Here is a 26,537-nt window from a genome sequence, read left to right as displayed (position 1 = left end):
GCGCGGCGAGGCCTAGTGCCGGTAGAAGATCCGGTCGCCGTACTCCGTCATCACACGGCCGTTCCACTCGTGGCCGCCGTCGACGTTCCCGGAGCGCAGCAGCGGCGGTTCGATGCCGCGGCGGACGAGGTCCTCGGCGGCGGCGGCCAGCGTGGCCTGCATGAGGGCGCTGGTGACGACGGTGGAGGCGGGCGCGAAGGGGGCCTCGATGCCCTCGTGGGTGAGCTCGGCGTCGCCGACGGCGATCCGGGAGTCGAGGACGATGTCGCAGTGGTCCTTGAGGTACGTCCCCGAGACGTGCCGGGACCTGGTCTCCGTCGCGTACGCCACCGAGGTCACGCCGATGACGGTGAGGCCGAGCGCGCGGGCGTTCATGGCCATCTCGACGGGCAGGGCGTTGCGCCCGGAGAGGGAGATGATGATCAGGACGTCCCCCGCGGTGGCGGGGGAGGAGTCCAGGACCGCCCCGGCGAGGCCGTCGACGCGTTCGAGGGCGGAGCCGAGCGTGGCCGGCATGACGTCGACGCCGACGACGCCGGGGACGACGAGCAGGTTCATGAGGGCGAGTCCGCCGGCACGGTAGACGACGTCCTGGGCGGCGAGCGAGGAGTGGCCGGCGCCGAAGGCGAAGAGCCGGTTGCCGTTGGCGACGGCCTCGGCGATCGCGGCGCCGGCCGCGGCGATCTCGGCCGAGTCGCCGTCGCGCACCTGCTGGAGCAGGCCGATCGCGGCGTCGAAGAACTGTCCGGCCAGCTTGCTCTCGCCCGCGCTGTCGCCCATTCCAGAAGCTCCTTCTCGTCGCCGTCGCGTCGTCGCGTCATGTCGTGGTCGTGCCCTGGTCCTGCCCCGGTCGCCGATCACGGTGCGGTCTGGACCATTGCTCTGTCAATACCGCCTTGGGACGGTGAGGCCCGGTTGTCGGCGCGATGCGTCAGAATTGGTGCAGGGCCAGCGCACGACTCATCGAGGGGCACGTATGTCCGGACTGATCGACACAACGGAGATGTATCTCCGCACCATCCTCGAGCTTGAGGAGGAAGGTGTGGTCCCCATGCGTGCCCGGATCGCCGAGCGGCTCGACCAGAGCGGCCCAACGGTGAGCCAGACGGTGGCCCGGATGGAGCGCGACGGACTGGTGGCCGTCGCCAGCGACCGGCACCTGGAGCTGACCGACGAGGGCCGCCGCCTCGCCACCCGCGTCATGCGCAAGCACCGCCTCGCGGAGTGCCTGCTCGTCGACGTGATCGGCCTGGAGTGGGAGCAGGTGCACGCCGAGGCCTGCCGCTGGGAGCACGTGATGAGCGAGGCCGTGGAGCGGCGCGTCCTGGAGCTGCTGCGTCACCCGACGGAGTCGCCGTACGGGAACCCGATCCCCGGTCTCGAGGAGCTCGGCGAGAAGGCGGAGGCCGAGGCCTTCCTCGACGACTCGATGGTGTCGCTCGCCGAGCTGGACGCGAGCGAGGGCAAGACGGTGGTCGTCCGCCGGATCGGTGAGCCGATCCAGACGGACGCCCAGCTGATGTACACGCTGCGGCGCGCGGGCGTGCAGCCCGGCTCCGTGGTGTCGGTGACGGAGTCCGCGGGCGGCATCCTCGTCGGCAGCAGCGGCGAGGCGGCCGAACTGGACGCGGACGTCGCGGCGCACGTGTTCGTGGCGAAGCGCTGACGCGCTGACACCGCACCCCGGCCGACACCGCATCGCGCGGGAAGGGTGCCCCACCGGTCGTCGTACGCGACGCCCGGTGGGGCACCCTTCGGCGTCTCCGCCCGGGAGTTCGCTTCCGGTTGCGCCGGAATAGGACACGTTCGAGTGTCGCTTCCGGGCCAACGGCCCTTGTGCGCCCCGGTTTACGCCGGAATGGCTACGCCCGCGCCGTCGTCGTGCCACGCTGGGGCGAAGTGGTGCGATACGAGGGGTGGAGCGGTGCGAGACCGGGGAGGGGTGGGGGCCGTGCGGCACGCGCAGGCGGTACGTCGGATGCCGCCCGCCCGGGCGGCCCGCGCGCCCCGGACGGTGGCGGGATCGCGTCCGTCCCGCACGGTGTCGGGCTCGTGTCCGGTCCGGACGGCAGAGGGCCCCGGCGCCTCGTGGCGCCGGGGCCTGTCCTCCCCTGTGCTGACCTGGAGCCCCGAGCTCTCAAGGTCAATCCCCTCGGACCGTTTTCCCCGAGCGGTCCGCCTCCCGTTCAAGATCTCCCCTCGGCAGCGGCCGTCAATCCTTGAGGCCTGTCACTCGAACGAGGGGTGTTGCGCGGCAGGAGCGCATTTTCGAATGCGAGTTCGATAGTCTGGCGTGGTTCGACGGCAAGAAGAGGGGGTGCCAGGGATGGCGCGACGACTCGACGTCACCGGGGCCGACGGCGTACGGCTGGCGGCCTGGGACTTCACGCCCGGGACCGCCCCGCAGGCCGGTCCCGGCGTCTTACTCCTCCACGGCCTGATGGGCCACGCGGCTCACTGGTCCCCGGCGATCAGCCGCCTCGCGGAGGCGGCGGCCCGCCCCGGCGCGACCCCCCACCCCCCGCACCGCCCCCGCACCGTCGCCCTCGACCAGCGGGGCCACGGGCACAGCGACAAGCCCCCCGCCGCCTCCTTCACCCGCGAGGCGTACGTGGCGGACGCGGCCGCCGCCGTCGAGCAGCTCGGCCTCGGCCCGGTCACCCTCATCGGCCACTCCATGGGTGCCCTCACCGCCTGGCAGCTGGCCGCCGAGCGCCCCGACCTCGTCCACGCCCTCGTCATCTGCGACATGCGGGCCTCGGCGCTCGGCGCGGCCTCGCAGCGCGAGTGGCGGGACTGGTTCCGCCGCTGGCCGGCCCCGTTCCCTTCGCTCGACGCCGCCCGCCGCTGGTTCGGCGAGGAGGACCCGTGGGTCGAGCGGCCCAACCCCGCCCGGGGTGCCTTCTTCGCCGAGGTGATGGCCGAGCACCCGGACGGCTGGCGTCCGGTCTTCGACCCGGAGCAGATGCTGACCTCCCGGGAGACCTGGGTGCACGACGCCCACTGGGAGTCCCTGGCCCAGGTCCGCTGCCCCACGCTGGTCGTCCGCGGCCTGGACGGCGAGCTGGGCAGGGCCGAGGCCCAGGAGATGGTCCGCGTGCTGCCGCACGGCGCGTACGCGGAGATCCCCGACGCCGGGCACCTCCTCCACTACGAGCACCCGGACGCCTGGCGAGAGGCGGTCGGCCCCTTCCTGAACGGCGTCCTGACCTCGTAGGAAAGGCTGCGACCGGCCGCCCGCGGCGGGAGGCCACCCTCCTGACGGGCGCGCCGGCACGGCGAGGTACCTTCCCTGTCGCGGCGCGTTCGAGGCCTGTTCCGCGCCGCTTCAGGGAGGAAACGTATGCGCACTTCAATGCTGCGGCGCCTGGCCACGGTGGCCACGGCGCTGGGGCTCAGCTCGGCCGGGCTCCTCGGCGCGGGCGCGGCGCCCGCTCAGGCCGCGCTCAGCGACTGCCCGTCGGGCTACTTCTGCGCCTGGAAGACCGAGAACGGCTCCGGGACGCTGTACAAGACGAACGCGAGCGTGGCGACGCTCGGGGCCTGGGACAACACGTTCCGGTCGGTGATGAACCGCACGAACAAGTTCGCCTGCCTGTACGACGACGCCGGCCACGGTCTCGACGGCAACGTCGGCGTCATGGACCCGAACCCCGCGGGCACCGAATGGGGCGGCCCCGGCAGCACCTCCGTCAGCTCGGTGAAGCTCGTCCCCACCGAGCGCGAGTGCGCCATGGACCCGTACCCGGAGTGGTACGCGGCCCAGGCCCCCGCGGCCGGCTTCGGCGACCTGAACGGCGACCGGACCCCGGACGTCCTCGCCCGCGACAAGGCCGGCCGTCTCTGGTTCATGGCCGGTGACGGTTCCGGGAAGCTGGTCGGCTCGGGCGGCTGGAACGCCATGAGCACCCTCACCCGGCACGGCGACCTCACCGGCGACGGCCGCGAGGACGTCATCGCCCGCGAGGCGTCCAGCGGCAAGCTGTGGCTGTACCCCGGCACCGGCACCGGCGCGCTCGGCGCGCGCAAGCTGATCGGCTCGGGCGGCTGGAACGCCATGAACGGCATCACCGCCTTCGGCGACCTGTCCGGCGACGGCCGCTCGGACGTCCTCGCGGTCGAGAAGTCCACGGGCAAGCTGTGGCTGTACCCGGGCACGTCCACGGGCACGATCGGTGCGCGCAAGCTGATCGGCTCGGGCGGCTGGAACACCATGAACACCCTGGCGGCGCCGGGCGACCTCAACGGCGACGGCAGGGCCGACCTGCTCGCCCGCGAGGCGTCCACGGGCAAGCTGTGGCTCTACCCGGGCAAGGCGGGCGCCGTCGGCACCCGCACGCTCGTGGGCGGCGGCTGGAACGTCATGGCCTCGCTCCTGACCGTCGGCGACCACAACGGTGACGGCCGCAACGACCTGTCCGCGATCACGAACAGCAGCTTCGTCTCCGCCGAGCACCGAGGAGACGGCGCGCTGGTCATGTACTCGGGCACGGGGACGGGCAAGTTCGCAGCCGGCTCCCTGGAGACCGACACCTGGTGGAACCTGGCCGCGTTCTGATCCGCCGCTCCTGACGGCCGAAGGCCCCCGCTCCCGGAACGTCCGGGCGGGGGCCTTCGCTGTACGCGCTTCCGGGTTCGGGGGCCGGTCAGTCCCACTGCTCGTCCGCGAGGGAGGCGACCGGCTGCGGCTTGCCGATGACGGCCAGGGCGATGAAGAAGTTGATCTGGCCGATGGCGATGGTCAGGGTGGCCAGCGCCTTCTCGTCGTAGTGCTTCGCGACCTCGGCGTACAGCTCGTCGGAGACGCGCTCCCGGCCGTGCGGGGCGGGCTGGAGGGTGGCCTCCACGAGGGCGAGGGCGGCGCGCTCGGCGTCGGTGAAGTAGGGGGCGTCCTGCCAGGAGGAGACGGCGGTGATGCGCTCCTCGGACTGGCCGGCCTTGCGGAGGAAACCGGTGTTGAGGATCGTCAGGTAGGTGTTGCCGACGATCTGACCGGCCCGCAGGTGGACGAGGCTCATCGTGGCGCGCGGCACCGAGCGGTTGCCGGTGGCCCGGAAGAGGGCGGCGCTGATGTCGTTCAACTCGGGCACGAACTCGCCGGGGTTGGGCATCCGGGAGAGGGAGCCCTTGGGGGCGTCGACGGTCGTGGTGGCCGTGGTGGAGTCCGTGTTCGTCATCGCTGTTCTCCTTCGTCGTGCCCTTGTCGGCGTCTTCACAGCAATGACGGAGCGCCCCACGACGTTGTGACAGGACTCGGGAATCCTTTCCGGCACGGAGTCCCGCAGGTCTTCCTAGCGCGCGGCGAGCCGTTCCATCAGGGCGGCGCTGCGCGCCAGCACCTCGCGCTCCTCGCCGGTGAGCTCCAGCTCGATCGCCTGGGCGAGCCAGCCCACCCTGCGCCCGCGCTCCGCGTCGAGGGCGGCCCGGCCCGCGGGGGAGAGCTCCACCAGGGACTTGCGGCCGTCCGTGGGGTGCGCGCGGCGGACGACGAGCCCCTGTTCCATGAGCAGCCCGACCGAGCGGGCCATGGACTGGGGCCGTACGCGCTGGTCCGCCGCCAGGTCGCTGGTCGTCATGGCGCCGTCGCGGTCGAGGGTGCCGAGTACGGAGACGTGGCCGAGCGGGATCCGGTCCTCGTGCTTCACGCGCCGCGTGAGCTTGCCCATCGCGGTACGCAGTTCGGTGGCGACGGTGGCGGGTTCCGGGGTGGGCATAGGCCACTTTAACCGGTGGTGCGGCTCCACAGCGGAACTGCGCAGCAGAACTGTGCAGCACAACTGAACAGCCAAACTGCACAGCATTGCTGTAAAGTCGAGGTTGTCGCGGCACGCGCCAGCGTTGTCGCAGCAGAGCCGCGGCGCGCCTCCACACGAAGGACCACCATGGCTTCCACGGCAGTCGAGACCACCGTCATCACGTCCGTCACCGCCCGCAGGATCATCGACAGCCGGGGCAACCCCACCGTCGAGGCCGACGTCCTCCTCGCCGACGGCTCCCTCGGCCGCGCCGCCGTCCCCTCCGGCGCCTCCACCGGCGCACGCGAGGCCGTCGAACTGCGCGACGGGGACGCCGGCCGCTGGCACGGCAAGGGCGTCGACCGCGCCGTCGCCCACGTCAACGGCGACATCGCGGCGGCGGTCGTCGGACGCGACGCCGACGACCAGGCCGGCCTGGACGCCGCGCTCGTCGCGCTCGACGGCACCGCCGACAAGTCCCGGCTCGGCGCCAACGCCCTCCTCGGCGTCTCCCTCGCCGTCGCGAAGGCCGCCGCTGCGGCCCACCGCCAGCCGCTCTACCGCTACCTCGGAGGCGCCGACGCCCGCCTCCTGCCGCTCCCGATGATGAACATCGTCAACGGCGGCGCGCACGCCGACAATCCGCTGGACTTCCAGGAGTTCATGATCGCCCCGATCGGCGCGGAGAGCTTCGCGGAAGCCGTACGCATGGGATCCGAGGTCTTCCACACCCTCCGCCGCGACCTGCTGTCCGCCGGGCACACCACCGGCGTCGGCGACGAGGGCGGCTTCGCGCCCGCGCTCCGTACCGCCGAGGAGGCGCTCGACTTCGTCATGGCGGCCGTCGAGCGCACCGGATACCGGCCCGGCACGGACATCGGCCTGGTCATGGACCCGGCCTCGTCGGAGTTCTTCCGGGACGGCGTGTACGTGTACGAGGGCGAGGGCGTCCGCCGTACGCCCACCGAGCACGCCGACTACCTGGCCAAGCTGATCGACGCGTACCCGATCGTCTCCATCGAGGACCCGATGGCCGAGAACGACCTGGACGGCTGGCGGGAGCTCACCGCCCGCGTCGGCGACCGCTGCCAGCTCACCGGCGACGACGTGTTCTGCACCGACGAGAACCTGCTGCGCGAGGGCATCCGCACCGGTGTCGGCAACTCGGTCCTGGTCAAGGTCAACCAGATCGGCACCCTGACCGAAGCCCTCGCCACGGTCGCCACCGCGCCGGCTGGACCGCCGTCATGTCGCACCGCTCGGGCGAGACGGAGGACACCACCATCGCGGACCTGGCGGTCGCGACCGGCTGCGGACAGATCAAGACCGGCTCGCTGTCCCGGTCCGACCGCACCGCGAAGTACAACCAGCTCATCAGGATCGAGGAGGAGCTGGGCGCCTCGGCGCGCTACGCGGGCGGGTCGGTCCTGGACCGCTCCTGACGCGGGAGGCCCGGAGGCCCGGAGCCGGGAGGCCCGGAGGCGCGGCGTCGGGCGGCCGGTCCTGAGTCAGTCCTTCACCGGCCGCCACACATAGCGCATGTCCGGCTCGCGTTCCTCGTTGCGCTGCCCGTCCGTCCGTTCCGCCTCGACGAAGCCGTGCCGCTCGTAGAACCTCCGCGCCGGTGCGTTGACCTGGAACGTCCACAGGTCCAGGCCCTCCGGCCGCTGTCGCTTCGCCAGTTCCACGAAGCGGTCGCCCAGGCCTCGGCCGCGCCACGACGGGTCGAGGTAGAGCTGCTCCAGGGCCCCCTCGTCGAGGACGAGGAGTCCCACCACGCCGTCCCCGCCGGCGACCGCGACCCAGGTCTCGTACTCCGGCACGACGACATGGGTGAACCAGCCCCGTACCGCGTCGTCGTCGTGCGCGCGCCGTACGGTCGGCAGTGCGGCACCGAAGGAGCGCAGCCACACATCGGCCGCCGCGGTCGCGTCGGCGTCGCCGGCACGCCTGATCTCAAGGTCATCAAGGGTCACAAGGCGTGAGGGTCGCAGACGACGGGGCTCCGCGCATCCGAATTGCGGCGCCGCCGTGCCCGGGGCGGCGCGTTCAGGGACGGCCGGGGCCGCGCTGGGGAAGCGTCCGGCTGTACACGACGCTGGTGGTCGTGCTCCCGAAGCCCGCCAGCTCGTCCACCAGGGACTCCAGGTGCTCCATGGATGTCGCGGCCACCTTCAGCGTGTAGCAGTCGTCGCCGGTGGTCCGCAGGCACTCCAGGATCTCCCGCCGCTCGGCGAGCAGCCGGCGCAACGGCTGGTGCTGGTTGCCCGGGTACTTCAGCCGTACGACGGCGAGGACGGGGTAACCGGCCTTGGCCAGGTCCACCACGGCGTGATAGCCGGTGACGACGCCCCGCGACTCCAGGTTCCGCACCCGCTCCGTGGTGGCCGACGGGCTGAGGTTCACGCGCCGGCCCAGCTCGCTGAGGGAGATGCGGGCCTCCTGCTGCAGCTGCTCGATGATCGCCCAGTCGAGTTCGTCGAGATTCACGGCCATACGACGATTCTACCGGCAGAAGCACGGGAGAAAGCCGGTTCAACCAGGAGAGTTCGCTTCCTTGGCCCCTGGCCGCGGGGATAGCCTCGAAGCATGCGATTAGGCGTCAACGTCCCGAACTTCGGACCCGGAACCGACCCCGGGGTGCTGCGCGAATGGGCGCGGACGGTGGAGGGCCTCGGCTACGACCTGCTCATGGTGTCGGACCACGTGGCCGTCACCCCGGACGTCGCCGAGCGCTACCCGGAGCCGTTCTACGAGCCGTTCACCACACTGTCCTGGCTGGCCGGAATCACCACACGGCTCCGGCTCGGCACCACCGTCCTCGTCCTGCCGTACCGGCATCCGCTCCTCGTGGCACGCATGGCGAGCAACCTCCACCAGCTCAGCGGCGGCCGGTTCGTCCTCGGGGTCGGCGTCGGCTGGTCGCGCCAGGAGTTCGACGCGCTCGACGTGCCGTTCGCCGCGCGCGGCAGACTGACCGACGCGTACCTGGAGACGCTGCGGGAGGCATGGCGCGCGACGCGGGAGGGGAGCGCCGAGGCTGCGGGCGCGGCCCCCGTCCCCGTATGGGTCGGCGGCAACAGCGAGGCGGGGATCCGCCGGGCCGTCAGGTTCGGCGACGCCTGGCACCCGCTGCGGCTGCCCATGGACCGGATGCGCGCCGTGCTGGCGGACCACACGCTGCCGGGCTTCGCGCCCCGCATCGCCCTGCGGCTGACCACCGCTCCCGTCGACGACCCCGAACGGCCCGCCGGAGTCGGCACCGTCGAGCAGGTCCTCGACGACCTCGACCGGCTCCGGCTGCTCGGCGCCGACACCGTCGTACTCGACCCGTACCACGGGGATCCGGAGGAGACCCGCAGGCCCCACGAGGCCTGGCGGGCGCTCACCACCGTGGCCACCCACCGGAGGACCACCTCATGATCACCACCGCCGACGAGGCGCTCCTGCGGCGCGCCATCGGCCTCGCCGCCCACGCCGTCACCCTCGGGGACGCGCCGTACGGCTCCCTGCTCGCGGGCCCGGACGGCGAGATCCTCGCCGAGGCCCACAACACGGTACGGCGCGACGACGACATCACCGCCCACCCGGAACTGAAGCTCGCCCGCTGGGCCGCCCGCGAACTCGACCCGGACACCGCGGCGCGCACCACGATGTACACCAGCTGCCAGCCGTGCGGGATGTGCGCGGGCGGCATCGTGCGCTCGGGTCTCGGCCGGGTCGTCTTCGCGCTCGCCACCGATCAACTGGTCGCGCTCAACCCGCAGTCGGGCGACTGGCCGGCGGTGGCGCAGGACGGGCCGGCCCTGTTCGACGAGGCGCGCGCTCCGATCGACGCGTACTACCGGTCGTAGCCGGTCGACGCGTCCTCCCGGGCGCAGCCGGTCGACGCGTCCTCCCGGGCGCAGCCGGTCGACGCGTCCTGATCGACGCGTGCTCCCGGTCGCGGCGGAGCCGGCCCCGGGCGTCAGGGCCGTCGGCCGAACACCTCGAACAGCCGGGTCAGGCTGTCGTCCTGGTAGCCCGCGGACGCCGCCCGCTGGAACGTCTCGAGGACGGCGGCGGGCAGCGCCGGATCCACGCCCGAGTCCCGCGTCGTGTGGACGACGTGGTCGAGGCTCGCCACGGCCATCGAGATCCGGTCGACGTCGCCGCCGTGGTCCCCCGCCTCGATCCGCGGTGTGTAGAAGTCGAGGAACTGGCCCATCCCGGTCAGCGTCCCGGTCGCGTACGGCTTGATCTCGGAGAGGCCGATGCCGTTCGCGTCCGCCACCGCCGCCATGTGCAGCCAGGCGGTCAGGGTGGTCCAGAAGAGGTCCATCTGGAGCTGGTAGTAGAGCGCGGCGAGCCCCGGGTCCTCGCCCCGGTAGTCCGTGTCCGTGAGGACCTTCAGGAGCCCCTCGTACTCCTCGAAGAGGTCGCGGGGGCCGCTGTAGTAGGTGCTGGACTCCGAGGAGCCGATGCCGGACGGGGGCGTCTGGACCCCGCCGGTGAGGTGCCGCGCCCCGTGCTTCGCCGCCCAGGCGGCCCCCTCACGGGTCTTCTCCGGGGTGTCGGAGCTGAGGTTGACCAGGACGCGGCCCTCCAGCGCGGAGGCGGCGGGCCCGAGGATCGCGTACATGGCGGCGTAGTCGGTGAGGCTCAGCACCACCGACTCGTTGGCCCGCAGTGCCTCCTCGACGGTGGCGGCGCGGACGGCGCCCCTGGCGACCAGGTCGTCGGCGCGGCTCGCCGTGCGGTTCCAGACGGTGACGCGGTAGCCGGCGTCGAGGTAGGCGCCGGCCATGGCGCGGCCCATGGGGCCGAGGCCGATGACGGTCACGGACGTGGACGGGCTGTTCGCGGCGGACGTGTGCACAGAGTTCTCCCCGAATGACTAGAACGAACGCTCTATCTAGAGAGGAACGTAGCACAGGGCTAGAACGATCGCTCTAGTTCGGTACCCTGGTGGCGTGAAGACCAAGGCCCCGCACGATCCCGAGACCGCCGGAACCCGAGAGCGGATCGTCCGCACGACCTCACGCCTGATGCAGCGCCAGGGCTACGAGGGCACCGGCATCAAGCAGATCTCCGTCGAGGCCGGGGCCACCCTCGGCTCCGTGTACCACTTCTTCCCCGGCGGCAAGCAGGAGCTCGGCACGGCCGCGGTCCGGCTCGGGGACGAGGAGTTCGCCGAACTCCTCACCGAGGCGCTGGACGCGGAACCTGAGCCCGAGAAGGCACTCGTCGCGCTCACCGCCTCCCTCGTCGAAGGCCTGCGCGCATCGGACTGGCTCGACGGCTGCCCCGTCACGTCCACGGTCGTCGGCACGGCGAACAGCGCGCCCGGCGTCCAGGCCGCGGCGGCCGAGGCGTTCGCCCGCTGGCGGGCGGTGGTCGCCCGGAAGCTGGCCGCGTCGGGCTTCACGGAGACGGACGCGGAGGAGCTGGCGCACACGGTGATCGCCACACTGGAGGGCGCGGAACTGGCCGCCCAGGTCGCCCGCAGCGCGACCCCTCTGGAGGTCGCGGGCCGGCACCTGGCCCGACTGGTCGCCTCGTACCGCTGACGCGGACGGCGCGGACGGCGAGCTCTCACGCCGAGCGCCGTGCGCCCGGGGGGTCCTCCCCCGTGAGCACCTCGGTCAGGGCGGCGATGCTGTGGCTGCCGTGGCCGGCCGCGACCGCGCGCCGCAGCAGCTCGTTCAGCGGCTCGATCCAGGTCGTGTCGACGTTCGCCTCCTCTCCCAGGGCCTTGTCGTGGGCCGCGCCCGCGAGGAACATGTCCACGGAGGAGGCCGCGTCCGTGTAGTCGCGGCTGTCGATCTCCTTGGCGTAGCCCGGCAGCAGGGACTTGATCATGTCGAGCCACTTGCCGGCGAACCGCACCATGCTGTCCGCCTCCAGCCCCCGGGTCCGGATCGCGGCGGCGCCCTGGAAGAACCCGACGAGCGCGGGCAGCAGCATCGCGCCCACCGCCATCTCGTACAACGCGGCGAGGTCGGTCTCGGATCCCAGATGGACGGTGTCACCGCCCAGCACCCTCAGGGTCGTTCCGTACTCGTCGAAGACCGTCTTGTCGCCGCCGTAGTACAGCAGCGTGTCCGGCGCTCCCACGGCCGCCGGCACGTTCTTGACCGCCCCCGCCAGAAACCTGGCGCCGTGGCCTGTGGCCCAGGCCGCTGCCGCGCGGGCGTCCGCGGGCGAGCCGCTGTTCAGCGTGACGAGGGCCCGCCCGGACAGCGCCGCCCCGGCCGGTTCCAGCGCGGAACGGGTGTCGTCGAACGTGGTCAGGCAGGTCACGACCAACGGACTCGCCTCCACCGCTGCCCGCACGGAACGGGCGTGGGCGGCGCCCTTGGCGACGAGGGGAGCGGCCTTGGCGGGCGTACGGTTCCAGACGGTCGTCGGGTGCCCCGCGCCGAGGAAGGCCTCGGCCAGCGCCCGGCCCATCGAGCCGAGCCCGATCACGGTCACGGGGGTGGGTGCGGGTGTTGCCTGGTCGGCGGACATGAGTCGCTCCAGCGGGTCGTGGGAGATGCGCACGCGCGCGTCGAGTGGAGCCGCCGGACGCCAACGGGCTTGTCCGGCACGGCACTTCACTCATCCTGGAGCGGCACGCACATTCCGACAAGTACCTACAATTCTGTTCGGTACCCACACTTCTGTAAGGGTGAATGCTGATGGCCAAGCGGACCTACACCTGCGGACTCGACGCTGCCATCGCCGTGATGGGCGGCAAGTGGAAGGGTCTTATCCTCTTCGCGCTGGGTGAGGGGCCGCTGCGCTTCGGGGAGCTGAGACGGGCGGTGGCCGGCATCAGTGAGCGGATGCTGATCCTCCAGCTCCGCGAGATGGAGGCCAGTGGCCTGGTGCACCGCGAGGTCCACCAGCAGGTCCCGCCCAAGGTGGAGTACTCCCTCACCGGGTTCGGCGACTCCCTCAACACGGCGATGGGGCCGCTCGGCGCGTGGGGCGAGGAACACCTGGAGCGCATCGAGGCGATCTCCCGGGACCCGGCCTAGAGCCGAACGTTGCTCGCCGCCCGGCCGACGGCGTGTGCCGGGGCGATGCGGTCGGGGACGACGACGGTGCGGTCCCGCAGCGCCCGGGCGGGGTGCACCGGTCATCGAAAGGCCCGCCCGGCGAACCGGGCGGGCCGTAGTCGTGTCCGCCGGGGGCGGGGCCGGAGGGGACTACCCCTTGCTGACCGCCGTCAGGATCTCCGGCAGCCGCCCCGCCGTCCGCGGCGCCGCCACCTTCAGACCCGCCCAGATCAGCAGCGCGCCGTAGAGCGTGCCGGCCGGGAGCAGCAGCCACAGCAGGGACTGCTGGTCGGAGACGTGGAGGTAGATCGTCGCGCCGATCAGCGGTGCGCACAGCAGCGGGGCCGTGAGCATGCCGCCGAGGATCGAGATCCACGCCAGGGCGCCCTGCCCCGGCGCCACGTTCTTGTAGCCGCTGTCCTGCGGGATCGAGTACGGGAAGACGGCCGAGACCACCGAGCCCGTCGCCAGCATCGCGCCGAGCAGCCCGAGCGCCAGGCCGACGGCGTCCGGGAGGCGCTCCCAGTCGCCGAGGACGGCGACCGTGAGGACCGTGACGAAGACCGCGTACGGAAGGGTGATCATGAGCAGGGCCAGGGCCCGCGCCTTGAGTTCGGCGTACGCGTCGGCCGTCGTCGAGATGGTCTGGGCGACCATCCAGAACGCCGAGCTGTCCTGGCCGAACTGGTTGTACATCAGCATGCCGAGCATGCCGGAGGCGAAGCACGCCCAGTAGATCGAGCCGGTGCCCTGGAGCGCGTTGACGAGCGGGACGATCAGGCCGAGGGCGAGCGAGGTCACGGCCCCGGCCTTCGTCTTCGGGTCGCGCCACAGGTAGCGCAGGCTGCGCTCCATGACCGCGCCCGTGTGCCCGCCCGGCAGGATCCGGGCGAGCAGCCCCGTACCGTCGGCCTTGTCACGGCCGCCCGTGTCGGAGGCCGCGCCGATGGTGGAGCCGTCGGGCTCGACCATCAGCCGTACGAGGCTCCGCTGCCACCAGTACAGGAGCCCCGCGAGCGCCCCCGCCGTGAGCAGCAGCCGGACCGCCGCCACCGCGTAGTCGCCCTGCCCGGCGGAGTCGACCGCGGCGATCGCGGCGGCCGGCGGCAGCCAGCTGACGACGGCCGCCGCCGGTTCGAGCGACTCCAGGCCGCCGGCCTCGCCCAGGCGCTGGGCGCCGAAGTTCACGACCTGCATGCCGACGGCGATGATCAGGCCGCTGAGCAGCGCCAGGTCCCTGCCCTTGCGGGAGGTGAGGAGCCGGACGTTGGCGGCGGCCACGGCCCGGGACAGTGCCACGCACGTCACGGCCGTCAGCGGTACGGCCAGGACGGCGACGACGGTGCCGACCGCGCCGTGCGCGACGGACAGCGCGGCGCCCAGGGTCAGGACGAAGGTGAGGACGGGGCCGACGCCCACGAGGGATGCCACGAGCAGCGCGCGGACCAGCGGCCGCGGCCGCAGCGGCAGCATGACGAGCCGCGACGGGTCGAGGGTCTCGTCACCGCTGGGGATGAACAGCGGCATCACCGTCCAGGAGAGCGCGAGCGCTCCCGTGAGGAGGATCGCGACGCTGCCGGCGTCGGCGTTGCCCCGCATGAGGACGAAGGCCAGCAGGAGCGCCGCGGCGAAGAACGCTCCGAAGACGATGGAGAGGATGTACGCGGCCGTCCGTCCGCCCGACTGCTTCAGCCCGTTGCGCAGCAGGCTCAGCTTGAGCCGTACGAAGACGGAGGTGAGGGAGGGGACGGGTCCGGCCGGGGTCGCGGTGCCGGTGGTGGTCGTGGTCGGGAAGGCACTCATCGCTGGGCCCCGCCCGAAGCACCGGCCCCGCCCGAAGCCGAGGTGTCACCCGAAGCACCGGTGTCACGAGTCCCACCGGTCCCACCGGTAGCCCCCGCCCCACCGGCAGCTCCGGTCCCACCGGCAGCCCCCGCCCCGCCGCCCAGCCAGTCGAGCGAGTCGCCCGCCGCCTCGCGCCCGTTCGCGCCGACGAGCTCCAGGAACGCCGCCTGCAGCGACGGCGCGTCGCCCCGTACCTCCGCGAGCGTGCCCTGGGCACGGATCCGGCCCGCCGCCATGACGGCGACCCAGTCGCAGAGCGACTCGACGAGCTCCATGACGTGGCTGGAGAAGACGACGGTGGCGCCGGAGGAGGTGTACCGCTCCAGGACCCCGCGGATGGTCTGCGCGGAGACCGGGTCGACGCCCTCGAAGGGCTCGTCGAGGAAGAGCACCTCGGGGTTGTGGAGCAGCGCCGCCGCGAGCCCGATCTTCTTCCGCATGCCGGTCGAGTAGTCGACGACCAGCTTGTTCTGCGAGCCGGTGAGGTCGAGGACGTCGAGGAGCTGCGCGGCCCGCTTGTCGACCTCGGCGCCGGGCAGCCCGCGCAGCCGGCCGCTGTACGCGAGGAGTTCGCGGCCCGAGAGCCGCTCGAAGAGCCGCAGGCCCTCGGGCAGGATGCCGATCCGGGCCTTGACCTGGGCGACCGACTCGGGGTCGGCCCATACGTCGTGCCCGGCGACCCGGATGCGTCCCTGGTCGGGCCGGAGCAGGCCGGTGATCATCGAGAGGGTGGTGGTCTTGCCGGCGCCGTTGGGTCCCACGAGCCCGATGAACTTGCCCGCGGGCAGCACCAGGTCGATGCCGTTCACCGCGATCTGCTGGCCGAATCGCTTCCACAGGCCCTCGATGCGGACGGCGGGCACCGCATCGTCCCCCGGTGCGGCGCCCGCCGTGTCGAACGCTCCGTCAAATGCCTGGTCAGGCATGGTCTGTCTGCCCCTCGTCGTCCCCGTGTGTCTTACGGGCCCCACCCTAAGGGTGAGGCCCGCGGGGACCCAGGGTCAGGACGTGCGGCTTCTGGCCTCCGCCGCCTCCCGGCCACAGGCGTACGCGAGGGCGCTGATCAGTTCCTCGGCGTCGGGGAGCCAGCGGTTCGCCGGGGTGGGGCGCCTGGCCCACTGGACCGCGCCGCTGCCGCCGATGCGGGTGGGCGGGGCCGCCACGTAGTGGCCCTCGCCGCGGGTGGTGAGGTCGATGGAGGCCGGGACCCAGCCGAGCTTGCGGACGAGGTCGGGCACCTTGGTCGCGGCGCCCGGGAGGACGAAGAAGAACATCCGGCGGTCCGGGGTGCAGGTGACCGGGCCGAGCGTCAGCTCCATCCGCTCCATCCGGGCGAGCGCCAGGAACCCGGCCGACTCGGGCACCTCGATCGCGTCGAAGGTACGGCCCGTCGGCAGCAGGATCGACGATTTCGGCTGCTTCGACCACATCCGCCGGGCCCCGACCCCACTGCCGGTCGCCTGGGTCGACCAGTCGGGCCTGACCGCGTGGGCGCCGGGCACGGCGCACGCGTCCGCCCCGCAGGAGCAGCGCTCCCGGCCTTCGACGGCCTCCAGCCAGGTCCCGGGAAACACGTCCCAGTGCCGCTCTTCCGCGTACCGCACGGCACTGTCCAGCAGCTGATCGCCGCGCTGCTTGGGGATCTGTGCGGCTTCCGTGACTCCGATGGTCTCTTCCACGTGGAACACAACTTCCCCCGTCACCTGGGGTTACGGCCAGGACGCCGAGCGGTGTGAGGCATCGATCCTGCACGCGGGGCGCATCGGTGCACGAGCGGGGGCGCGCGGGGGGCCGGGGAGCCGGGGTGGGTACGGACAGAGGGGGGCGCCGGTGGCGAAGCCGCAACCGACGTGTCCGGTTTCGCGTGTTCACATCGGCATTGACCGGATATCCACCGGGCAGTGATCCCTTCTTCGGTGATCACCGCACGGCCTCAGGGGGTACTCATGGCAGCCAGGCCACTCGTTCCGCGTCAGCTCAACGAACGGCTCCAGGCGCTCATCCAGGAGGCGGGCTGCTCCAACGCCGGCCTCGCCCGCAGGGTCAACATGGTCGGCGCGGAGCGCGGCCTCGACCTGCGGTACGACAAGACGTCGGTGGCGCGCTGGCTGCGCGGGCAGCAGCCGCGGGGGCGCGCGCCGGGGATCATCGCCGAGGCGCTCGGCCGCAAGCTGGGCCGTACGGTCACGATCGACGAGGTCGGCATGGCCAACGGCCGCAACCTCGCGGCCGGGGTGGGGCTCCAGTTCGCGCCGACCGTGCCCGGCGCGATCGAGCAGGTCTGCGAGCTGTGGCGCAGTGACGTGGGCCGCCGCGACTTCCTGTCCGGCTCCACGGTCGCGGCCTCCGCGCTCGTCGAGCCCAGCAGGGACTGGCTGATCACGGGCCCGGACACGCATGTGGCCCGGATGGCGGGGGCGCGCGTCGGGGTCGCGGACGTGGCGGCCGTACGGGAGATGACGGCGGCGCTCGTCGACCTCGACCGGCGGTTCGGCAGCGGGCACGTGCGCCCGGTGGTCGTCCACTACCTCAACAGCGTGGTGTCGGGGATGCTGTCCGGCTCGTACCGGGAGGCGGTCGGCCGGCAGCTGTTCGCGGCGGTCGCCCGACTGACCGAACTCGCCGGGTACATGGCGGTGGACACGGGCGAACCGGGCCTCGCCCAGCGGTACTACATCCAGGCGCTGCGGCTCGCGCAGGCCGCGGGCGACCGCGGCTACGGCGGCTACGTCCTCGCCGCGTCCATGAGCCACCTCGCCGCGCAGCTCGGGAACCCCCGGGAGATCGCCCAGTTGGCGAGGGCCGCGCAGGAGGGGGCGCGCGGGAAGGTGCCGCCGCGCGCGGAGGCGATGTTCCACGCGGCCGAGGCGCGCGGGCACGCCCTGCTCGGGGACCTCAGCGCCTTCGAGACGGCGGCGGGCCGTGCCGTACGGGCCCTGGAGCAGGCCGATCCGGAGTCGGGCGACGACCCGGCGTGGATCGCGCACTTCGACCGGGCCTACCTGGCGGACGAACTGGCGCACTGCTACCGGGACCTGGGGCAGGCGGAGGCCGCGGTGCGGGCGGCGGAGGAGTCGATCGCCGGACACCCGGAGACGCGCGCGCGGCGCCGCGCGATCGGCCTCGCCCTGCTCGCCTCGGCGCAGGTCCAGCAGCGCGAGGTCGAGCAGGCCTGCCGCACGGGCACGCGCGCGCTCGAACTGCTCGGCACGCTGCGGTCGTCGAGGGGCGCGGAGTACCTGGAGGACCTGCGGGAGCGTCTGGAGCCGTACGCGGGGGAGGCGGTGGTAAGGGAGTTCGGGGCGCGCATGGAGCTCTATGCCGCTTAGTCCCGGCCGGGAGCGGTGCCGTTCGAGAAGGTTGTGTAACCGGGCTCACACGTGTGTGCGGAGCCCGGGGCGCACCCGGTAGCGTGAGCCGACGATTCCGTAGGTCCATCAGTAGGAGTCCCGGTGACGCAGAACGGACAGGGTCCGGAGCCGCAGTACCCGGCGGTGCCCCCCGCGCAGAACGCCCAAGGGGGAGCACAGCCGTACGGTGGCGCCTGGGGTCCCGCCGGCGCGGCGCCGGGCGGGCAGCCGCTGCCGCCCGCGCAGCCCCTGCCCCCGGAGGCGGCGCCGGGCGCCGCCGACATGCAGTCCACCCAGTACCTGCCGCCGGTCCCGCCGCAGGGCGCGCCGCAGCCCGGCTACGGCTACCCGGGTCCGGGTGCCCCGGGCGGCGGTGACATGCAGGCGACCCAGCACATAGCCCCGGTCCCGGGCGGGATGCCGCCGGTCTCCCCGGTCCAGGGCGGCATGCCGCAGGCGCCGGGCCCGCAGCCGGGCTACGGGTACCCGCAGCAGCCGGCGCCCGGCGGGATGCCGCAGGCCGGCCAGGGTCCCGGATACGGCTATCCGCCGTCGGCCGGGGACATGCAGGCCACCCAGCACATCGCTCCCGTGCCGCCGCAGCCGGGCGGGGGCGCGCAGACACAGTTCCTGGGCACCGGGCCGCTCCAGGCGCAGGGCCCCGGGCCCGCGGGCGCCTCCGACGCGACCCAGTACATCGCCCCCGTACCGCCGCAGGAGCCCGGTGAGCGGCAGCCGCCCGCCGAGTTCGACAACCTCTTCCGCACGGAGGCCCCGCGGGCGCCGCAGGCCCCGCAGCAGCCGCACGCGCAGGCGTACCAGCAGCCCGCCCCGGCCCCGTACCAGCAGCATCAGCCGCCGCAGCACCAGCAGCACCACCAGCCGCCGGCGCCTCCGCAGCAGTACGCGTACGAGGGTGCCTACTACGACGACGGCGCCGACCCCGAGCCCCCGCGCCGCAAGTCCCCGGTCGCGCTGATCGCCGCCGTCGTCGTCGGCTGCGCGGTCGTCGGCCTCGGCGCCGGCGCACTGCTCAGCGGCGGTGACGAGGACAAGGACCCCAAGAAGGGCCCCCAGAACGTGGCGGAGAGCTCCGCCGCCCCGTCCGGCGAGCCGACGGCCGCGCCCAGTGAGAAGCCGGCCGACCCGGCGGAGCCGCAGGCGCAGGAGCTGAGCAAGCTCCTCGCGACCAGCAGCAACAGCCGTGACACGGTGATCAGCTCGGTCGAGTCCATCAAGCAGTGCAAGAACCTGGACAAGGCCGCGAGCGACCTGCGGGGCGCCGCCGAGCAGCGCCGGAGCCTGGTCACCAAGCTCCAGTCGCTGTCGGTGGACAAGATCCCGGACAACCCGGCCCTGACGGCCTCGCTCATCAAGGCCTGGCAGGCCTCGGCGTCCGCGGACGACCACTACGCGGCCTGGGGCGACCAGATGAAGGCCAAGAAGGCCTGCAAGGGCGGCAAGGCGCGCTCGACCAGCCACTTCCTCGCGGCGAACAACAAGAGCGGCGAGGCCACCGCCGCCAAGAAGCAGGCGGCCTCGCTGTGGAACCCGACGGCCTCGAAGTACGGCCTGGAGAAGCGGACGTACACGCAGCTGTAGGCCCGGGCGCGGCCCGGCCGTGACCCCCGCTGCGGCCAGGGCCACAGCGGGGGGAGGCGCTCAGGGGGCGCTCAGGACGGTCTCGCCGACGTCGACGAAGCCGGGCTGCTGCGCCACCAGCTGCCCCTTGCGGACCACCTGGAACGTCACCTCGTGGTTGACGATCCGGGGGAAGCCCGGGGCGCCGAGCAGGTCCTCGTACTTCCAGCGCAGGGTCGGGGTCAGGCCGCCGGTGTCGATCCGCGCGCCCCGGTCGAGGGCGTAGGCGATCTGGGTGGCGGTGATCTTGTCGGTGTCGAGGGACTCGACGACCTCCTTGAGGACCGTGTAGGCGATCCAGGTGGTCTGGACGCCCGCGTCGGCGGGGTCGACCCGGTTGTCGGCGAAGGCGTGCTCCTGGATGACCTTCCGCATCGGCGCCCAGCTCTTGTCGGACGCCTCCGGGTACCAGCCGGTGACGAACGCGCCCTCGAAGGGGCTGTGGGCGCCGCCGGTGCGGTCGATCACGGGCTGGCCGACGCTGCCGAGGACGGACGAGATCCGCACGCCGTCCTTCTTCTTGCCGGAGCCGTCACCGGAGCCGTCGCCCGAGCCGTCGCCCGAGCTGTCGCCGTTCCCGCCGTCGCCGTCCTGCTGCGGGAGGCGGCGGAAGGAGTCGAAGAAGGTCTGGGTGCGCTCGCCGAGCACGGCGGTGACGCAGCCGTCCTCGTCGCCGGCCTTCTCGCGGGCCCGGATGGCGGGCTCGGTGTACTCGGCGGCGTCCTCGACGGCGGGGATGTCGACGGCGCTGCGGTGGCTCGCCTTGCGCAGGCCCGAGTTGAGGAGCTCGGGGAACTTGTCGCCGGCGAGGGTGTCGGGCCGGACGAGGGAGACCTTGCGGCAGGACGCGGCGAGCTGCATGCCGTGACCGGCGATGAGCGAGGCCTGGCCGCCGTTGACGGGGTAGGAGAGCGGGCTGGTGAACTCGTCCTCGGAGATGCCGTAGCCGCCGATGTACGGGATGCCCGCGGCCTCCAGGGGGGCCATGAAGGCGCGCCCGTTCTGGCTGTACGAGCCGACGACGGCGACCGCCTTCTCCCGGACGGCGCGCCGTGCGCAGGCGGCGGCGCCGGTGGTGGTGTTGTGCTCGTTGCAGGTGAGGATGCGCAGCTCGTGGCCGTCGATGCCGCCCTGGGAGTTGACCCACCGGGCGTAGGTCTGCGCCATGGCGGGCATTCCGGGCATATTTGTGGCGCGGGTCTGGTCGGGAGCCCACGTCATGACGGTGACGGGCTCCCTGGAACCCCCCGTGGTTCCAGGGAGCACGCCACAACCGGTGAGCAACGAGGCTCCGGCCGTCGCGGTCGTGACGTACGCGAGGAGTGAGGTCAGTCGCCGTCCGGTCATGGACACGCACATTTCCGCCTCATGGGTAACGCGGGAGTGAGCATGGTTCAACGGGGGGTGACGTGAAGGTGAATTACGGGGGCTGCGAGGGGGCGGCTCCGGTTACCGGACAAGGGAACGTACGATCGAAACGTGTCCAGTCCAGTCTCCGGTTCGGTTAACTCTTCCCGTCGCGGCCGTCGCTCCTCCACCATGGGCGGCATGCCGCTCAACGACATGCCGTGGTGGCGCTGGCGCAGCAACGTGCGCTCGGCGCTGCACATGCTCTCCGACCCCGGGTTCCACGAGACCACCTGGCTGGCCGGCCTCGACGGGTACGGCGACGTCACCGACGCCGTCTACCGCCTCGTCGAGGACACCTGGCTCGACAACTGGTCCGCCGAGAAGTACGTCGGCTCGATCTTCCGCGACACCGGCGAGGCCGCCCTCGTCGACGTCGCCGTCCTCCGGGTGCTGCGCATCATGCACCAGGTGGGCCCCGACGCCCCCGTCTCCGCCTACCTCCAGCACCCCGGATGGCCCGAGGCCGTACGGGCCGCCCGCGAGGCCCACGTACACCTCGCGCAGGCGGACGGGGAGGACCCGGACACGCCGCCGCGCTCCCTCGACGTGCTGCACATCATGACGGGGTCCGCCTGACGGACGGGGGGTCACCGCGCACCTCCGGATGTGGCAGGCTGACGGGATGACCGACCAGTACGTCCTCACCCTCTCGTGCCCCGACAAGCAGGGCATCGTGCACGCCGTGTCGAGCTACCTCTTCATCACCGGGTGCAACATCGAGGACAGTCAGCAGTTCGGAGACCGCGACACCGGACTCTTCTTCATGCGGGTCCACTTCTCGGGCGAGGCCCCGGTGAACGTCGACAAGCTGCGCGCCAGCTTCGTCGCCGTCGGCGACTCCTTCGAGATGGACTGGCAGATCCACCGCGCCGACCAGCGCATGCGGGTCGTCCTCATGGTGTCGAAGTTCGGCCACTGCCTGAACGATCTGCTGTTCCGCTCGCGGATCGGCGCGCTGCCCGTCGAGATCGTGGCCGTCGTCTCCAACCACACCGACTTCGAGGAGCTCGTCGGCTCGTACGGGGTGCCCTTCCGGCACATCCCCGTCACCAAGGACACCAAGGCGGAGGCCGAGGCCGAGCTCCTGGACCTGGTCCGCGAGGAGAACGTCGAGCTGGTCGTCCTCGCCCGCTACATGCAGGTCCTCTCCGACGACCTCTGCAAGCAGCTCTCCGGGCAGATCATCAACATCCACCACTCCTTCCTCCCTAGCTTCAAGGGCGCCAAGCCCTACCACCAGGCGCACACGCGCGGCGTGAAGCTGATCGGCGCGACCGCCCACTACGTGACGGCCGACCTCGACGAGGGCCCGATCATCGAGCAGGAGGTCGAGCGCGTCGCCCACGACGTGACCCCGGACCAACTGGTCGCGATCGGCCGCGACGTGGAGTGCCAGGCGCTGGCCCGCGCGGTGAAGTGGCACGCGGAACACCGCATCCTGCTGAACGGCCGCCGCACGGTGGTCTTCGCGTAGCACGCGGCCCGGAGCCCCGGCGGAGCGCCCTACAGCCGGCTCAGCGACGCCACCGCCGACAGGACGTCCCTGATCGCCTCGCGGTCGCCGTCCTGGCCCGCCGCCGCTTCCTCCGGGGAGATGTGTCCCGCCACCAGCTGGCAGAACTCCACCCCGTCCATCGCCACCTGCGCCACCACCTGCTCCGGCGAGCCGAGCGCCGCCGGGGAGTCCAGCGCGATGTACCAGTGGCCGCCGCCCGCGCCCTCCACCTCCAGATGCAGCGAGCGGCCCGGCGTGCCCGCCGCGACCAGATGGCGGGCCGGGGACGCGAGGCCCGTGCGGCGCCGGTTCGCCAGGGCGCCCGGGAGCAGTCGCGCCGCCAGGTCGATCATGCTGTGCAGATGCGCCCCGCTCGGTGCCGCGTACGGGTACGCCACCGCGTTCGCGATGTCGTCCGCGTGCACCCAGCACTCGAAGGCCCGCTCGAGCAGCGAGTCCCGCAGCGGCAGCGCGAAGTCCTTGTACGTGACCGTCAGGTCCGCCACGCCACGCCCCGCGAACGACACCGTCCGGATCAGCGTGTGGCTCTGGTCCCGCCACGGGCCGCGGATCGAGCGGTTCGGCGGCCGGTCGAGGCCCGACCAGAACGCCTCCGTCCGCTCCGACGGCGACAGCTCCGGGGTCCCCGTGCCCAGCGGGTCCTCCAGGCCGAGCGCCGCCGACACGAGGCCGTCCACCGCGAGGAGATGGCCCATGACGCCGGCGACCGTCGCCTTCCGGCGGACGATCCGGCCCTCCTCGTACCACTTCAGCCGGACCGGCGCGTGCCACTCCGACTCGCCGATGTCCCGGAGCAGGGCGTCGAGCCGCGCGGTCTCCGCGTCGTACGGCGTGACCCACTCCGGCACCGGGATGCGCGCAGGCCGCCGGCCCAGGCAGTTCTCGAGCACCCGTGACCGCAGCAGCGGGTCGAGGTCCAGATCGCGGTCCTCGTGCAGCAGCGCCACCGCGTCCCGCAGCCGCAAGGCCTCGTCCGCGCACGGCGCGCAGGCCGTCAGATGGTCCTCGACGGCCTGCGTCTCCCCGGGCGAACACGCCGAAAGCGCCCAGGCCCCGAGAAGGGACTTGAGCACCCCGTGCGTCAGGACGGGTACGTCGGGCTCGGGTTCCACCCCGGGCTTCTCCTCTTCCGGCGCTTCGCCCGGGTCGGCCGTCAGGTCCGCGTGGTCGTCCGCCGCCCGGCGCGGCCCCGGTATCCACGGGGCGCGTGCGACGTCGTCCCCGTCGTCGTCGTTCGCCCGGGTCACCGTGCCCGTCCGTAGCCGGGCGGACCGCCGCCCTCGGCGAAGGGCCGGTTGGCCGAGGAGAGCAGCTGGAGCCCGAGGCGCAGGCGCCGCCGCGCCTCGTCCTCGGTGACGCCGAGGTCGGCGGCGGTCTGCCGGTAGTCCCGCCGCTGGAAGTACGCCAGTTCGAGCGCGGCCCGGAGCGGCGTCGGCATGGACGTCACGATGTAGTCCGCGCGGGCCGCGACCGACGCCCGCCGGACCTTCTGCTCCAGTTCCTCCGCGGAGCCCCGGCCGGTCTCCGCGTACGCCGTCGTCTCGGCCTGACGCAGCCGGTGGACGGCCTGTCGCTGCGTCAGTTTGGCCACCCAGGAGCGCAGGTTCCCCTGCTTGGGGTCGTACGCGTCCGGGTTCTCCCAGATGTAGCCGAAGACCTCGCGGGTGATCTGGTCGGCCGCGTCGTCGTCGTCGAGGACCCGGTGGGCGAGGCTGTGCACCAGGGCGGCGAACCGGTCGTACAGCTCGCCGAGCGCGGCCGCCTCGCCACGCGCCAGCCGCTGCTGCATCCTGCGGTCCCAGCGCGGTGGTGTGTCCATCGCCATCCGACCCTCGCCCCTCCCGGCTCCGGCGGCTCTCCGTCTCTACTCCAAAGTAGTGCGCCGCCCCGGGAACGCACGCATGTTTGCCGCAAGTGCGCCCTTGACGCGGACCCGGATGGTAAGGAAAGCGTCATCCTCGCGCCCGGGGGTTTCGGACCGTGCCGGTGGGGCAGGCGGCGACCGTGACGACGATCGAGGTCGACGAGAACGAGTACGGCTCCTGGACGGTGCTCCGTGTACGGGGCGAAATGGACCTGGTCACCTCGCCCCGGATACGCCGCCGCGTCCACGACGCCGTGGCGGGCGGCCGCCACGACCTGGTGATCGACCTGTCCGCGGTGCGGTTCTGCGACTCCAGCGGGGTGGGCGTGCTGATCGCGTCCCGTCGGCTGCTCCGCTCCTGCGGCGGCCGGCTGCGCCTGATCCTCCCCGAGGACCGGGACGGCCACGTCGGCCACGTCGGCGGGGTCCTCGCCGCGCTCGGCGTCCGGCGCCTCTTCGAGGTGTACGAGGACGTGCCGGGGGCGCTGACGGGGCCGGCGGGTCCGGTGGGCCCGGCGGACCTCGCCGGCGTGGACGTCCCCGGACAGCGGGTCAGCGACCGAATCGCTCCCTGAGCCGGTACTTCAGCACCTTCCGCAGCGTCTCGTTGCGGGGGAGCGCGTCCACCACCTCCAGCTGTTCCGGCAGCTTGTGGACCGACAGGCCGGCCTCCCGCAGGAAGGCCGTCACCACCGGGAGGGTCAGCGGGGAGGCTCCCGGGGGCTGTTCGACGACGGCGCAGACGCGCTCGCCGCGCTCGGCGTCCGGGAGCCCTATGACGGCGGCGTCGCCGACGTCCGGGTGCCGGTGGAGGAGGTCCTCGATCTCCTTGGCCGAGATGTTCTCTCCCTTTCGGATGATGATGTCCTTGATGCGGCCGGTCAGGACCAGGTGCCCGCTCGGGGTGAGGTGTCCGACGTCGCCGGTGATGAGGAAGCCGTCCTCGTCGAAGGCGGCGGCCGTCTGCGCCGGGTCCAGATAGCCCCGGCAGACGGCCTCCCCGCGGAGCCGCACCTCGCCGGAGCCGGTGATCCGGATCTCCATGCCGGCCGGCGGGCGGCCCTCCGTGGTGGCGAGGTTCTCGGCGGTGTCGTCGGGCGCGCCCATGGTGATCATGGGGACCTCGGTCATGCCGTACCCGTGGGTGAGCTGGCAGCCCAGCTCCTTCCGTACGGCGTGGTAGATCTCCGGCGGCTTCGGCGCCCCGCCGCCCGCGAGCAGCCGCAGCGTGGGGATGACCGGCTCGCCGGGCTGTCTGCGCTGCTCGGCGAGGAACATCGAGTAGAAGGCGGTGGAGCCGCCGGCGACCGTCACCCCGTGCCGCCGGTACTCGTCGAGGGCCTCGGGCAGCGCGAACTGTTCGAACATGACGGCGGGGAACCCGTACAGCAGCAGCATCACCGTGTAGTCGGGCCCGGCGATGTGCGCGTACGGGAAGGCCATCGAGCCGACGTCGGACGCGGTGAGCCGGAGCGCGTGGGCGAGGCAGGAGCCGCCCGCGAGGAGCGAGCGGTCGGTGTGCAGGACGCCCTTGGGGTCGGAGGTGGTGCCCGAGGTCCAGTAGATCCAGCGGACGTCGGTCCCCGAGGAGGGCGGCGGGGGCAGCACCGCCGGGTCGCCGTCGGGCAGGGAGTCGGGGTCGTACGCCTCGAAGATCCCGTGCGCGCCGAGCCGCCGGGCCATCTCCGTATGGTCGAATCCGCGCCAAGTTCCGGGGACGGCGAAGAACTCGGCCTTGGACTCGCGCAGCGCGAAGCCGACCTCCTTGTCCCGGTAGAAGGGGATCACGGGGGTCTGCACGGCTCCGATGCGGGCGAGCGCGAAGGAGAGCACCGCGGTCTCGATGCGGGTGGGCAGCTGCCAGGCGACGACCGTGCCCGGACGCACCCCCATGGCGTGGAGCCCGGCGGCGCAGCGCTCGGCGCGGTCGCGCAGCCCGCCGAAGGTGAGGACCCGGTCGCCCTGGAGGAGGACGGGCCGGTCGGGGGTGAGGGCGGCGCGGCGCTCGACGAGCTCCCAGAGCGTGCGGGCCGCGCCCAGGGCGTGTGCGGTCTGATCCATGACCGGACTCCTCTTGGCTGACGTTCCGTCAGATGGTGCGGCGAGCGTAGAGGCCGGGCGCTTGTCGGTCCAGGGGTGCGGGGCTAGCCT

At 72.6% G+C, this 26,537-nt stretch carries 26 protein-coding genes and 1 pseudogene; 13 read left to right on the top strand and 14 right to left on the bottom strand.

What is annotated here, in order from left to right; translation table 11 throughout:
- Positions 1-12: 12 nt before the first annotated feature.
- On the bottom strand, positions 13-780 hold the full coding sequence (locus ACFQ79_RS18590) for an SIS domain-containing protein (RefSeq protein WP_055602727.1): 768 nt from the start codon (positions 778-780) through the stop codon (positions 13-15).
- A 196-nt stretch (positions 781-976) separates the two neighbouring features.
- Between ACFQ79_RS18590 and ACFQ79_RS18585 the strand changes: the two genes are divergently transcribed.
- From ACFQ79_RS18585 to ACFQ79_RS18575, 3 genes are all read left to right on the top strand, one after another.
- Positions 977-1,666 (top strand): metal-dependent transcriptional regulator, encoded by a 690-nt coding sequence (locus tag ACFQ79_RS18585; RefSeq protein ID WP_030322213.1) that lies wholly within the window; start codon positions 977-979, stop codon positions 1,664-1,666.
- A 660-nt stretch (positions 1,667-2,326) separates the two neighbouring features.
- Positions 2,327-3,217, top strand: a complete 891-nt coding sequence (locus ACFQ79_RS18580; protein WP_383584657.1) for an alpha/beta fold hydrolase — start codon at positions 2,327-2,329, stop codon at positions 3,215-3,217.
- A gap of 126 nt (positions 3,218-3,343) precedes the next feature.
- A complete protein-coding gene (locus tag ACFQ79_RS18575; protein WP_383584655.1) occupies positions 3,344-4,558 on the top strand; it encodes an FG-GAP-like repeat-containing protein in 1,215 nt (404 codons plus the stop codon).
- A gap of 88 nt (positions 4,559-4,646) precedes the next feature.
- Here the strand turns inward: ACFQ79_RS18575 and ACFQ79_RS18570 are convergent, their stop codons facing one another.
- Together ACFQ79_RS18570 and ACFQ79_RS18565 are read right to left on the bottom strand one after the other, a co-directional pair.
- Entirely contained in the window at positions 4,647-5,177 is a 531-nt protein-coding gene (locus ACFQ79_RS18570) for a carboxymuconolactone decarboxylase family protein (RefSeq protein WP_383584653.1), read from the bottom strand.
- Positions 5,178-5,291: 114 nt separating this feature from the next.
- A complete protein-coding gene (locus tag ACFQ79_RS18565) occupies positions 5,292-5,714 on the bottom strand; it encodes a MarR family winged helix-turn-helix transcriptional regulator (RefSeq protein ID WP_383584650.1) in 423 nt (140 codons plus the stop codon).
- Between the two features lie 168 nt (positions 5,715-5,882).
- Here ACFQ79_RS18565 and eno point away from each other — a divergent pair.
- Positions 5,883-7,177: pseudogene (gene eno / locus ACFQ79_RS18560) on the top strand (phosphopyruvate hydratase).
- Between the two features lie 66 nt (positions 7,178-7,243).
- Here the strand turns inward: eno and ACFQ79_RS18555 are convergent.
- Both ACFQ79_RS18555 and ACFQ79_RS18550 read right to left on the bottom strand, forming a co-directional pair.
- Positions 7,244-7,711, bottom strand: a complete 468-nt coding sequence (locus tag ACFQ79_RS18555) for a GNAT family N-acetyltransferase (protein ID WP_383584648.1) — start codon at positions 7,709-7,711, stop codon at positions 7,244-7,246.
- A 73-nt stretch (positions 7,712-7,784) separates the two neighbouring features.
- Positions 7,785-8,231 carry an Lrp/AsnC family transcriptional regulator gene (locus ACFQ79_RS18550; RefSeq protein WP_383584646.1) on the bottom strand — a complete coding sequence of 149 codons (447 nt, stop codon included), beginning with the start codon at positions 8,229-8,231 and terminating at the stop codon, positions 7,785-7,787.
- Between the two features lie 93 nt (positions 8,232-8,324).
- Between ACFQ79_RS18550 and ACFQ79_RS18545 the strand changes: the two genes are divergently transcribed.
- The gene (locus ACFQ79_RS18545; protein ID WP_383584644.1) at positions 8,325-9,158 is read left to right on the top strand and encodes a TIGR03619 family F420-dependent LLM class oxidoreductase; all 834 of its coding nucleotides are present in this window, start codon (positions 8,325-8,327) and stop codon (positions 9,156-9,158) included.
- Entirely contained in the window at positions 9,155-9,589 is a 435-nt protein-coding gene (locus tag ACFQ79_RS18540) for a nucleoside deaminase (RefSeq protein WP_383584642.1), read from the top strand. The genes ACFQ79_RS18545 and ACFQ79_RS18540 overlap by 4 nt, the downstream gene beginning before the upstream one ends.
- 113 nt (positions 9,590-9,702) lie before the next feature.
- Here the strand turns inward: ACFQ79_RS18540 and ACFQ79_RS18535 are convergent, their stop codons facing one another.
- Positions 9,703-10,593 (bottom strand): NAD(P)-dependent oxidoreductase, encoded by an 891-nt coding sequence (locus ACFQ79_RS18535; RefSeq protein ID WP_383584640.1) that lies wholly within the window; start codon positions 10,591-10,593, stop codon positions 9,703-9,705.
- Positions 10,594-10,687: 94 nt separating this feature from the next.
- On the opposite strand from ACFQ79_RS18535, the gene ACFQ79_RS18530 reads away from it, so the two are divergent.
- On the top strand, positions 10,688-11,284 hold the full coding sequence (locus tag ACFQ79_RS18530; protein WP_383584638.1) for a TetR/AcrR family transcriptional regulator: 597 nt from the start codon (positions 10,688-10,690) through the stop codon (positions 11,282-11,284).
- A 25-nt stretch (positions 11,285-11,309) separates the two neighbouring features.
- Here ACFQ79_RS18530 and ACFQ79_RS18525 read toward each other — a convergent pair whose 3' ends face one another.
- On the bottom strand, positions 11,310-12,227 hold the full coding sequence (locus ACFQ79_RS18525) for an NAD(P)-dependent oxidoreductase (protein ID WP_383584694.1): 918 nt from the start codon (positions 12,225-12,227) through the stop codon (positions 11,310-11,312).
- Between the two features lie 170 nt (positions 12,228-12,397).
- On the opposite strand from ACFQ79_RS18525, the gene ACFQ79_RS18520 reads away from it, so the two are divergent.
- Positions 12,398-12,739, top strand: coding sequence for a winged helix-turn-helix transcriptional regulator (locus tag ACFQ79_RS18520; RefSeq protein WP_383584636.1), 342 nt, complete (start codon positions 12,398-12,400; stop codon positions 12,737-12,739).
- Between the two features lie 171 nt (positions 12,740-12,910).
- Here ACFQ79_RS18520 and ACFQ79_RS18515 read toward each other — a convergent pair whose 3' ends face one another.
- The 3 genes from ACFQ79_RS18515 to ACFQ79_RS18505 form a co-directional block, all read right to left on the bottom strand.
- The gene (locus tag ACFQ79_RS18515) at positions 12,911-14,563 is read right to left on the bottom strand and encodes a transporter (RefSeq protein ID WP_383584634.1); all 1,653 of its coding nucleotides are present in this window, start codon (positions 14,561-14,563) and stop codon (positions 12,911-12,913) included.
- The gene (locus tag ACFQ79_RS18510; protein WP_383584631.1) at positions 14,560-15,531 is read right to left on the bottom strand and encodes an ABC transporter ATP-binding protein; all 972 of its coding nucleotides are present in this window, start codon (positions 15,529-15,531) and stop codon (positions 14,560-14,562) included. The genes ACFQ79_RS18515 and ACFQ79_RS18510 overlap by 4 nt, the downstream gene beginning before the upstream one ends.
- Positions 15,532-15,606: 75 nt before the next feature.
- The gene (locus ACFQ79_RS18505) at positions 15,607-16,293 is read right to left on the bottom strand and encodes a bifunctional DNA primase/polymerase (RefSeq protein WP_383584628.1); all 687 of its coding nucleotides are present in this window, start codon (positions 16,291-16,293) and stop codon (positions 15,607-15,609) included.
- A gap of 258 nt (positions 16,294-16,551) precedes the next feature.
- Here ACFQ79_RS18505 and ACFQ79_RS18500 point away from each other — a divergent pair, with 258 nt between their 5' ends.
- Both ACFQ79_RS18500 and ACFQ79_RS18495 read left to right on the top strand, forming a co-directional pair.
- Positions 16,552-17,934 carry a transcriptional regulator gene (locus ACFQ79_RS18500; RefSeq protein WP_383584625.1) on the top strand — a complete coding sequence of 461 codons (1,383 nt, stop codon included), beginning with the start codon at positions 16,552-16,554 and terminating at the stop codon, positions 17,932-17,934.
- Between the two features lie 123 nt (positions 17,935-18,057).
- Positions 18,058-19,557 (top strand): hypothetical protein, encoded by a 1,500-nt coding sequence (locus tag ACFQ79_RS18495; RefSeq protein WP_383584623.1) that lies wholly within the window; start codon positions 18,058-18,060, stop codon positions 19,555-19,557.
- Between the two features lie 60 nt (positions 19,558-19,617).
- On the opposite strand, the gene ACFQ79_RS18490 is transcribed toward ACFQ79_RS18495, so the two are convergent.
- Positions 19,618-20,943 (bottom strand): ABC transporter substrate-binding protein, encoded by a 1,326-nt coding sequence (locus ACFQ79_RS18490; protein WP_383584621.1) that lies wholly within the window; start codon positions 20,941-20,943, stop codon positions 19,618-19,620.
- 192 nt (positions 20,944-21,135) lie between these two features.
- Between ACFQ79_RS18490 and ACFQ79_RS18485 the strand changes: the two genes are divergently transcribed.
- Together ACFQ79_RS18485 and purU are read left to right on the top strand one after the other, a co-directional pair.
- Positions 21,136-21,582, top strand: coding sequence for a hypothetical protein (locus ACFQ79_RS18485; protein ID WP_329281667.1), 447 nt, complete (start codon positions 21,136-21,138; stop codon positions 21,580-21,582).
- Between the two features lie 46 nt (positions 21,583-21,628).
- Complete coding sequence (gene purU / locus ACFQ79_RS18480; RefSeq protein WP_383584618.1) at positions 21,629-22,480, top strand: formyltetrahydrofolate deformylase; 852 nt, start codon at positions 21,629-21,631, stop codon at positions 22,478-22,480.
- Between the two features lie 29 nt (positions 22,481-22,509).
- Here the strand turns inward: purU and ACFQ79_RS18475 are convergent, their stop codons facing one another.
- A complete protein-coding gene (locus ACFQ79_RS18475; RefSeq protein WP_383584616.1) occupies positions 22,510-23,769 on the bottom strand; it encodes a maleylpyruvate isomerase N-terminal domain-containing protein in 1,260 nt (419 codons plus the stop codon).
- A complete protein-coding gene (locus ACFQ79_RS18470; protein ID WP_266968060.1) occupies positions 23,766-24,347 on the bottom strand; it encodes a sigma-70 family RNA polymerase sigma factor in 582 nt (193 codons plus the stop codon). Before ACFQ79_RS18470 ends, ACFQ79_RS18475 begins: the two co-directional genes overlap by 4 nt.
- Positions 24,348-24,526: 179 nt before the next feature.
- Here ACFQ79_RS18470 and ACFQ79_RS18465 point away from each other — a divergent pair, with 179 nt between their 5' ends.
- Positions 24,527-24,961: an STAS domain-containing protein gene (locus tag ACFQ79_RS18465; protein ID WP_383584614.1), complete on the top strand. Its 435-nt coding sequence runs from the start codon at positions 24,527-24,529 to the stop codon at positions 24,959-24,961.
- Here the strand turns inward: ACFQ79_RS18465 and ACFQ79_RS18460 are convergent.
- Entirely contained in the window at positions 24,939-26,447 is a 1,509-nt protein-coding gene (locus tag ACFQ79_RS18460) for a class I adenylate-forming enzyme family protein (RefSeq protein ID WP_383584612.1), read from the bottom strand. The two genes, ACFQ79_RS18465 and ACFQ79_RS18460, sit on opposite strands and share 23 nt — an antisense overlap.
- Positions 26,448-26,537: the final 90 nt, after the last annotated feature.

This window comes from Streptomyces sp. NPDC056480 (assembly GCF_042795405.1).
In the GTDB taxonomy this organism is placed as follows: Bacteria; Actinomycetota; Actinomycetes; order Streptomycetales; family Streptomycetaceae; genus Streptomyces.
Note: the sequence above shows the minus strand (reverse complement) of the source record. Positions and strands in the feature narration are given on the sequence as shown.

Excerpts from the sequence above, each read along its gene's own strand:
- ACFQ79_RS18590 (WP_055602727.1), bottom strand. The coding sequence starts at position 780 with ATGGGCGACAGCGCGGGCGAGAGCAAGCTGGCCGGACAGTTCTTCGAC.
- ACFQ79_RS18585 (WP_030322213.1), top strand. The coding sequence starts at position 977 with ATGTCCGGACTGATCGACACAACGGAGATGTATCTCCGCACCATCCTC.
- ACFQ79_RS18580 (WP_383584657.1), top strand. The coding sequence starts at position 2,327 with ATGGCGCGACGACTCGACGTCACCGGGGCCGACGGCGTACGGCTGGCG.
- ACFQ79_RS18575 (WP_383584655.1), top strand. The coding sequence starts at position 3,344 with ATGCGCACTTCAATGCTGCGGCGCCTGGCCACGGTGGCCACGGCGCTG.
- ACFQ79_RS18570 (WP_383584653.1), bottom strand. The coding sequence starts at position 5,177 with ATGACGAACACGGACTCCACCACGGCCACCACGACCGTCGACGCCCCC.
- ACFQ79_RS18565 (WP_383584650.1), bottom strand. The coding sequence starts at position 5,714 with ATGCCCACCCCGGAACCCGCCACCGTCGCCACCGAACTGCGTACCGCG.
- ACFQ79_RS18550 (WP_383584646.1), bottom strand. The coding sequence starts at position 8,231 with ATGGCCGTGAATCTCGACGAACTCGACTGGGCGATCATCGAGCAGCTG.
- ACFQ79_RS18545 (WP_383584644.1), top strand. The coding sequence starts at position 8,325 with ATGCGATTAGGCGTCAACGTCCCGAACTTCGGACCCGGAACCGACCCC.
- ACFQ79_RS18540 (WP_383584642.1), top strand. The coding sequence starts at position 9,155 with ATGATCACCACCGCCGACGAGGCGCTCCTGCGGCGCGCCATCGGCCTC.
- ACFQ79_RS18525 (WP_383584694.1), bottom strand. The coding sequence starts at position 12,227 with ATGTCCGCCGACCAGGCAACACCCGCACCCACCCCCGTGACCGTGATC.
- ACFQ79_RS18520 (WP_383584636.1), top strand. The coding sequence starts at position 12,398 with ATGGCCAAGCGGACCTACACCTGCGGACTCGACGCTGCCATCGCCGTG.
- ACFQ79_RS18515 (WP_383584634.1), bottom strand. The coding sequence starts at position 14,563 with ATGAGTGCCTTCCCGACCACGACCACCACCGGCACCGCGACCCCGGCC.
- ACFQ79_RS18510 (WP_383584631.1), bottom strand. The coding sequence starts at position 15,531 with ATGCCTGACCAGGCATTTGACGGAGCGTTCGACACGGCGGGCGCCGCA.
- ACFQ79_RS18500 (WP_383584625.1), top strand. The coding sequence starts at position 16,552 with ATGGCAGCCAGGCCACTCGTTCCGCGTCAGCTCAACGAACGGCTCCAG.
- ACFQ79_RS18490 (WP_383584621.1), bottom strand. The coding sequence starts at position 20,943 with ATGACCGGACGGCGACTGACCTCACTCCTCGCGTACGTCACGACCGCG.
- ACFQ79_RS18485 (WP_329281667.1), top strand. The coding sequence starts at position 21,136 with ATGGGCGGCATGCCGCTCAACGACATGCCGTGGTGGCGCTGGCGCAGC.
- purU (WP_383584618.1), top strand. The coding sequence starts at position 21,629 with ATGACCGACCAGTACGTCCTCACCCTCTCGTGCCCCGACAAGCAGGGC.
- ACFQ79_RS18470 (WP_266968060.1), bottom strand. The coding sequence starts at position 24,347 with ATGGCGATGGACACACCACCGCGCTGGGACCGCAGGATGCAGCAGCGG.
- ACFQ79_RS18460 (WP_383584612.1), bottom strand. The coding sequence starts at position 26,447 with ATGGATCAGACCGCACACGCCCTGGGCGCGGCCCGCACGCTCTGGGAG.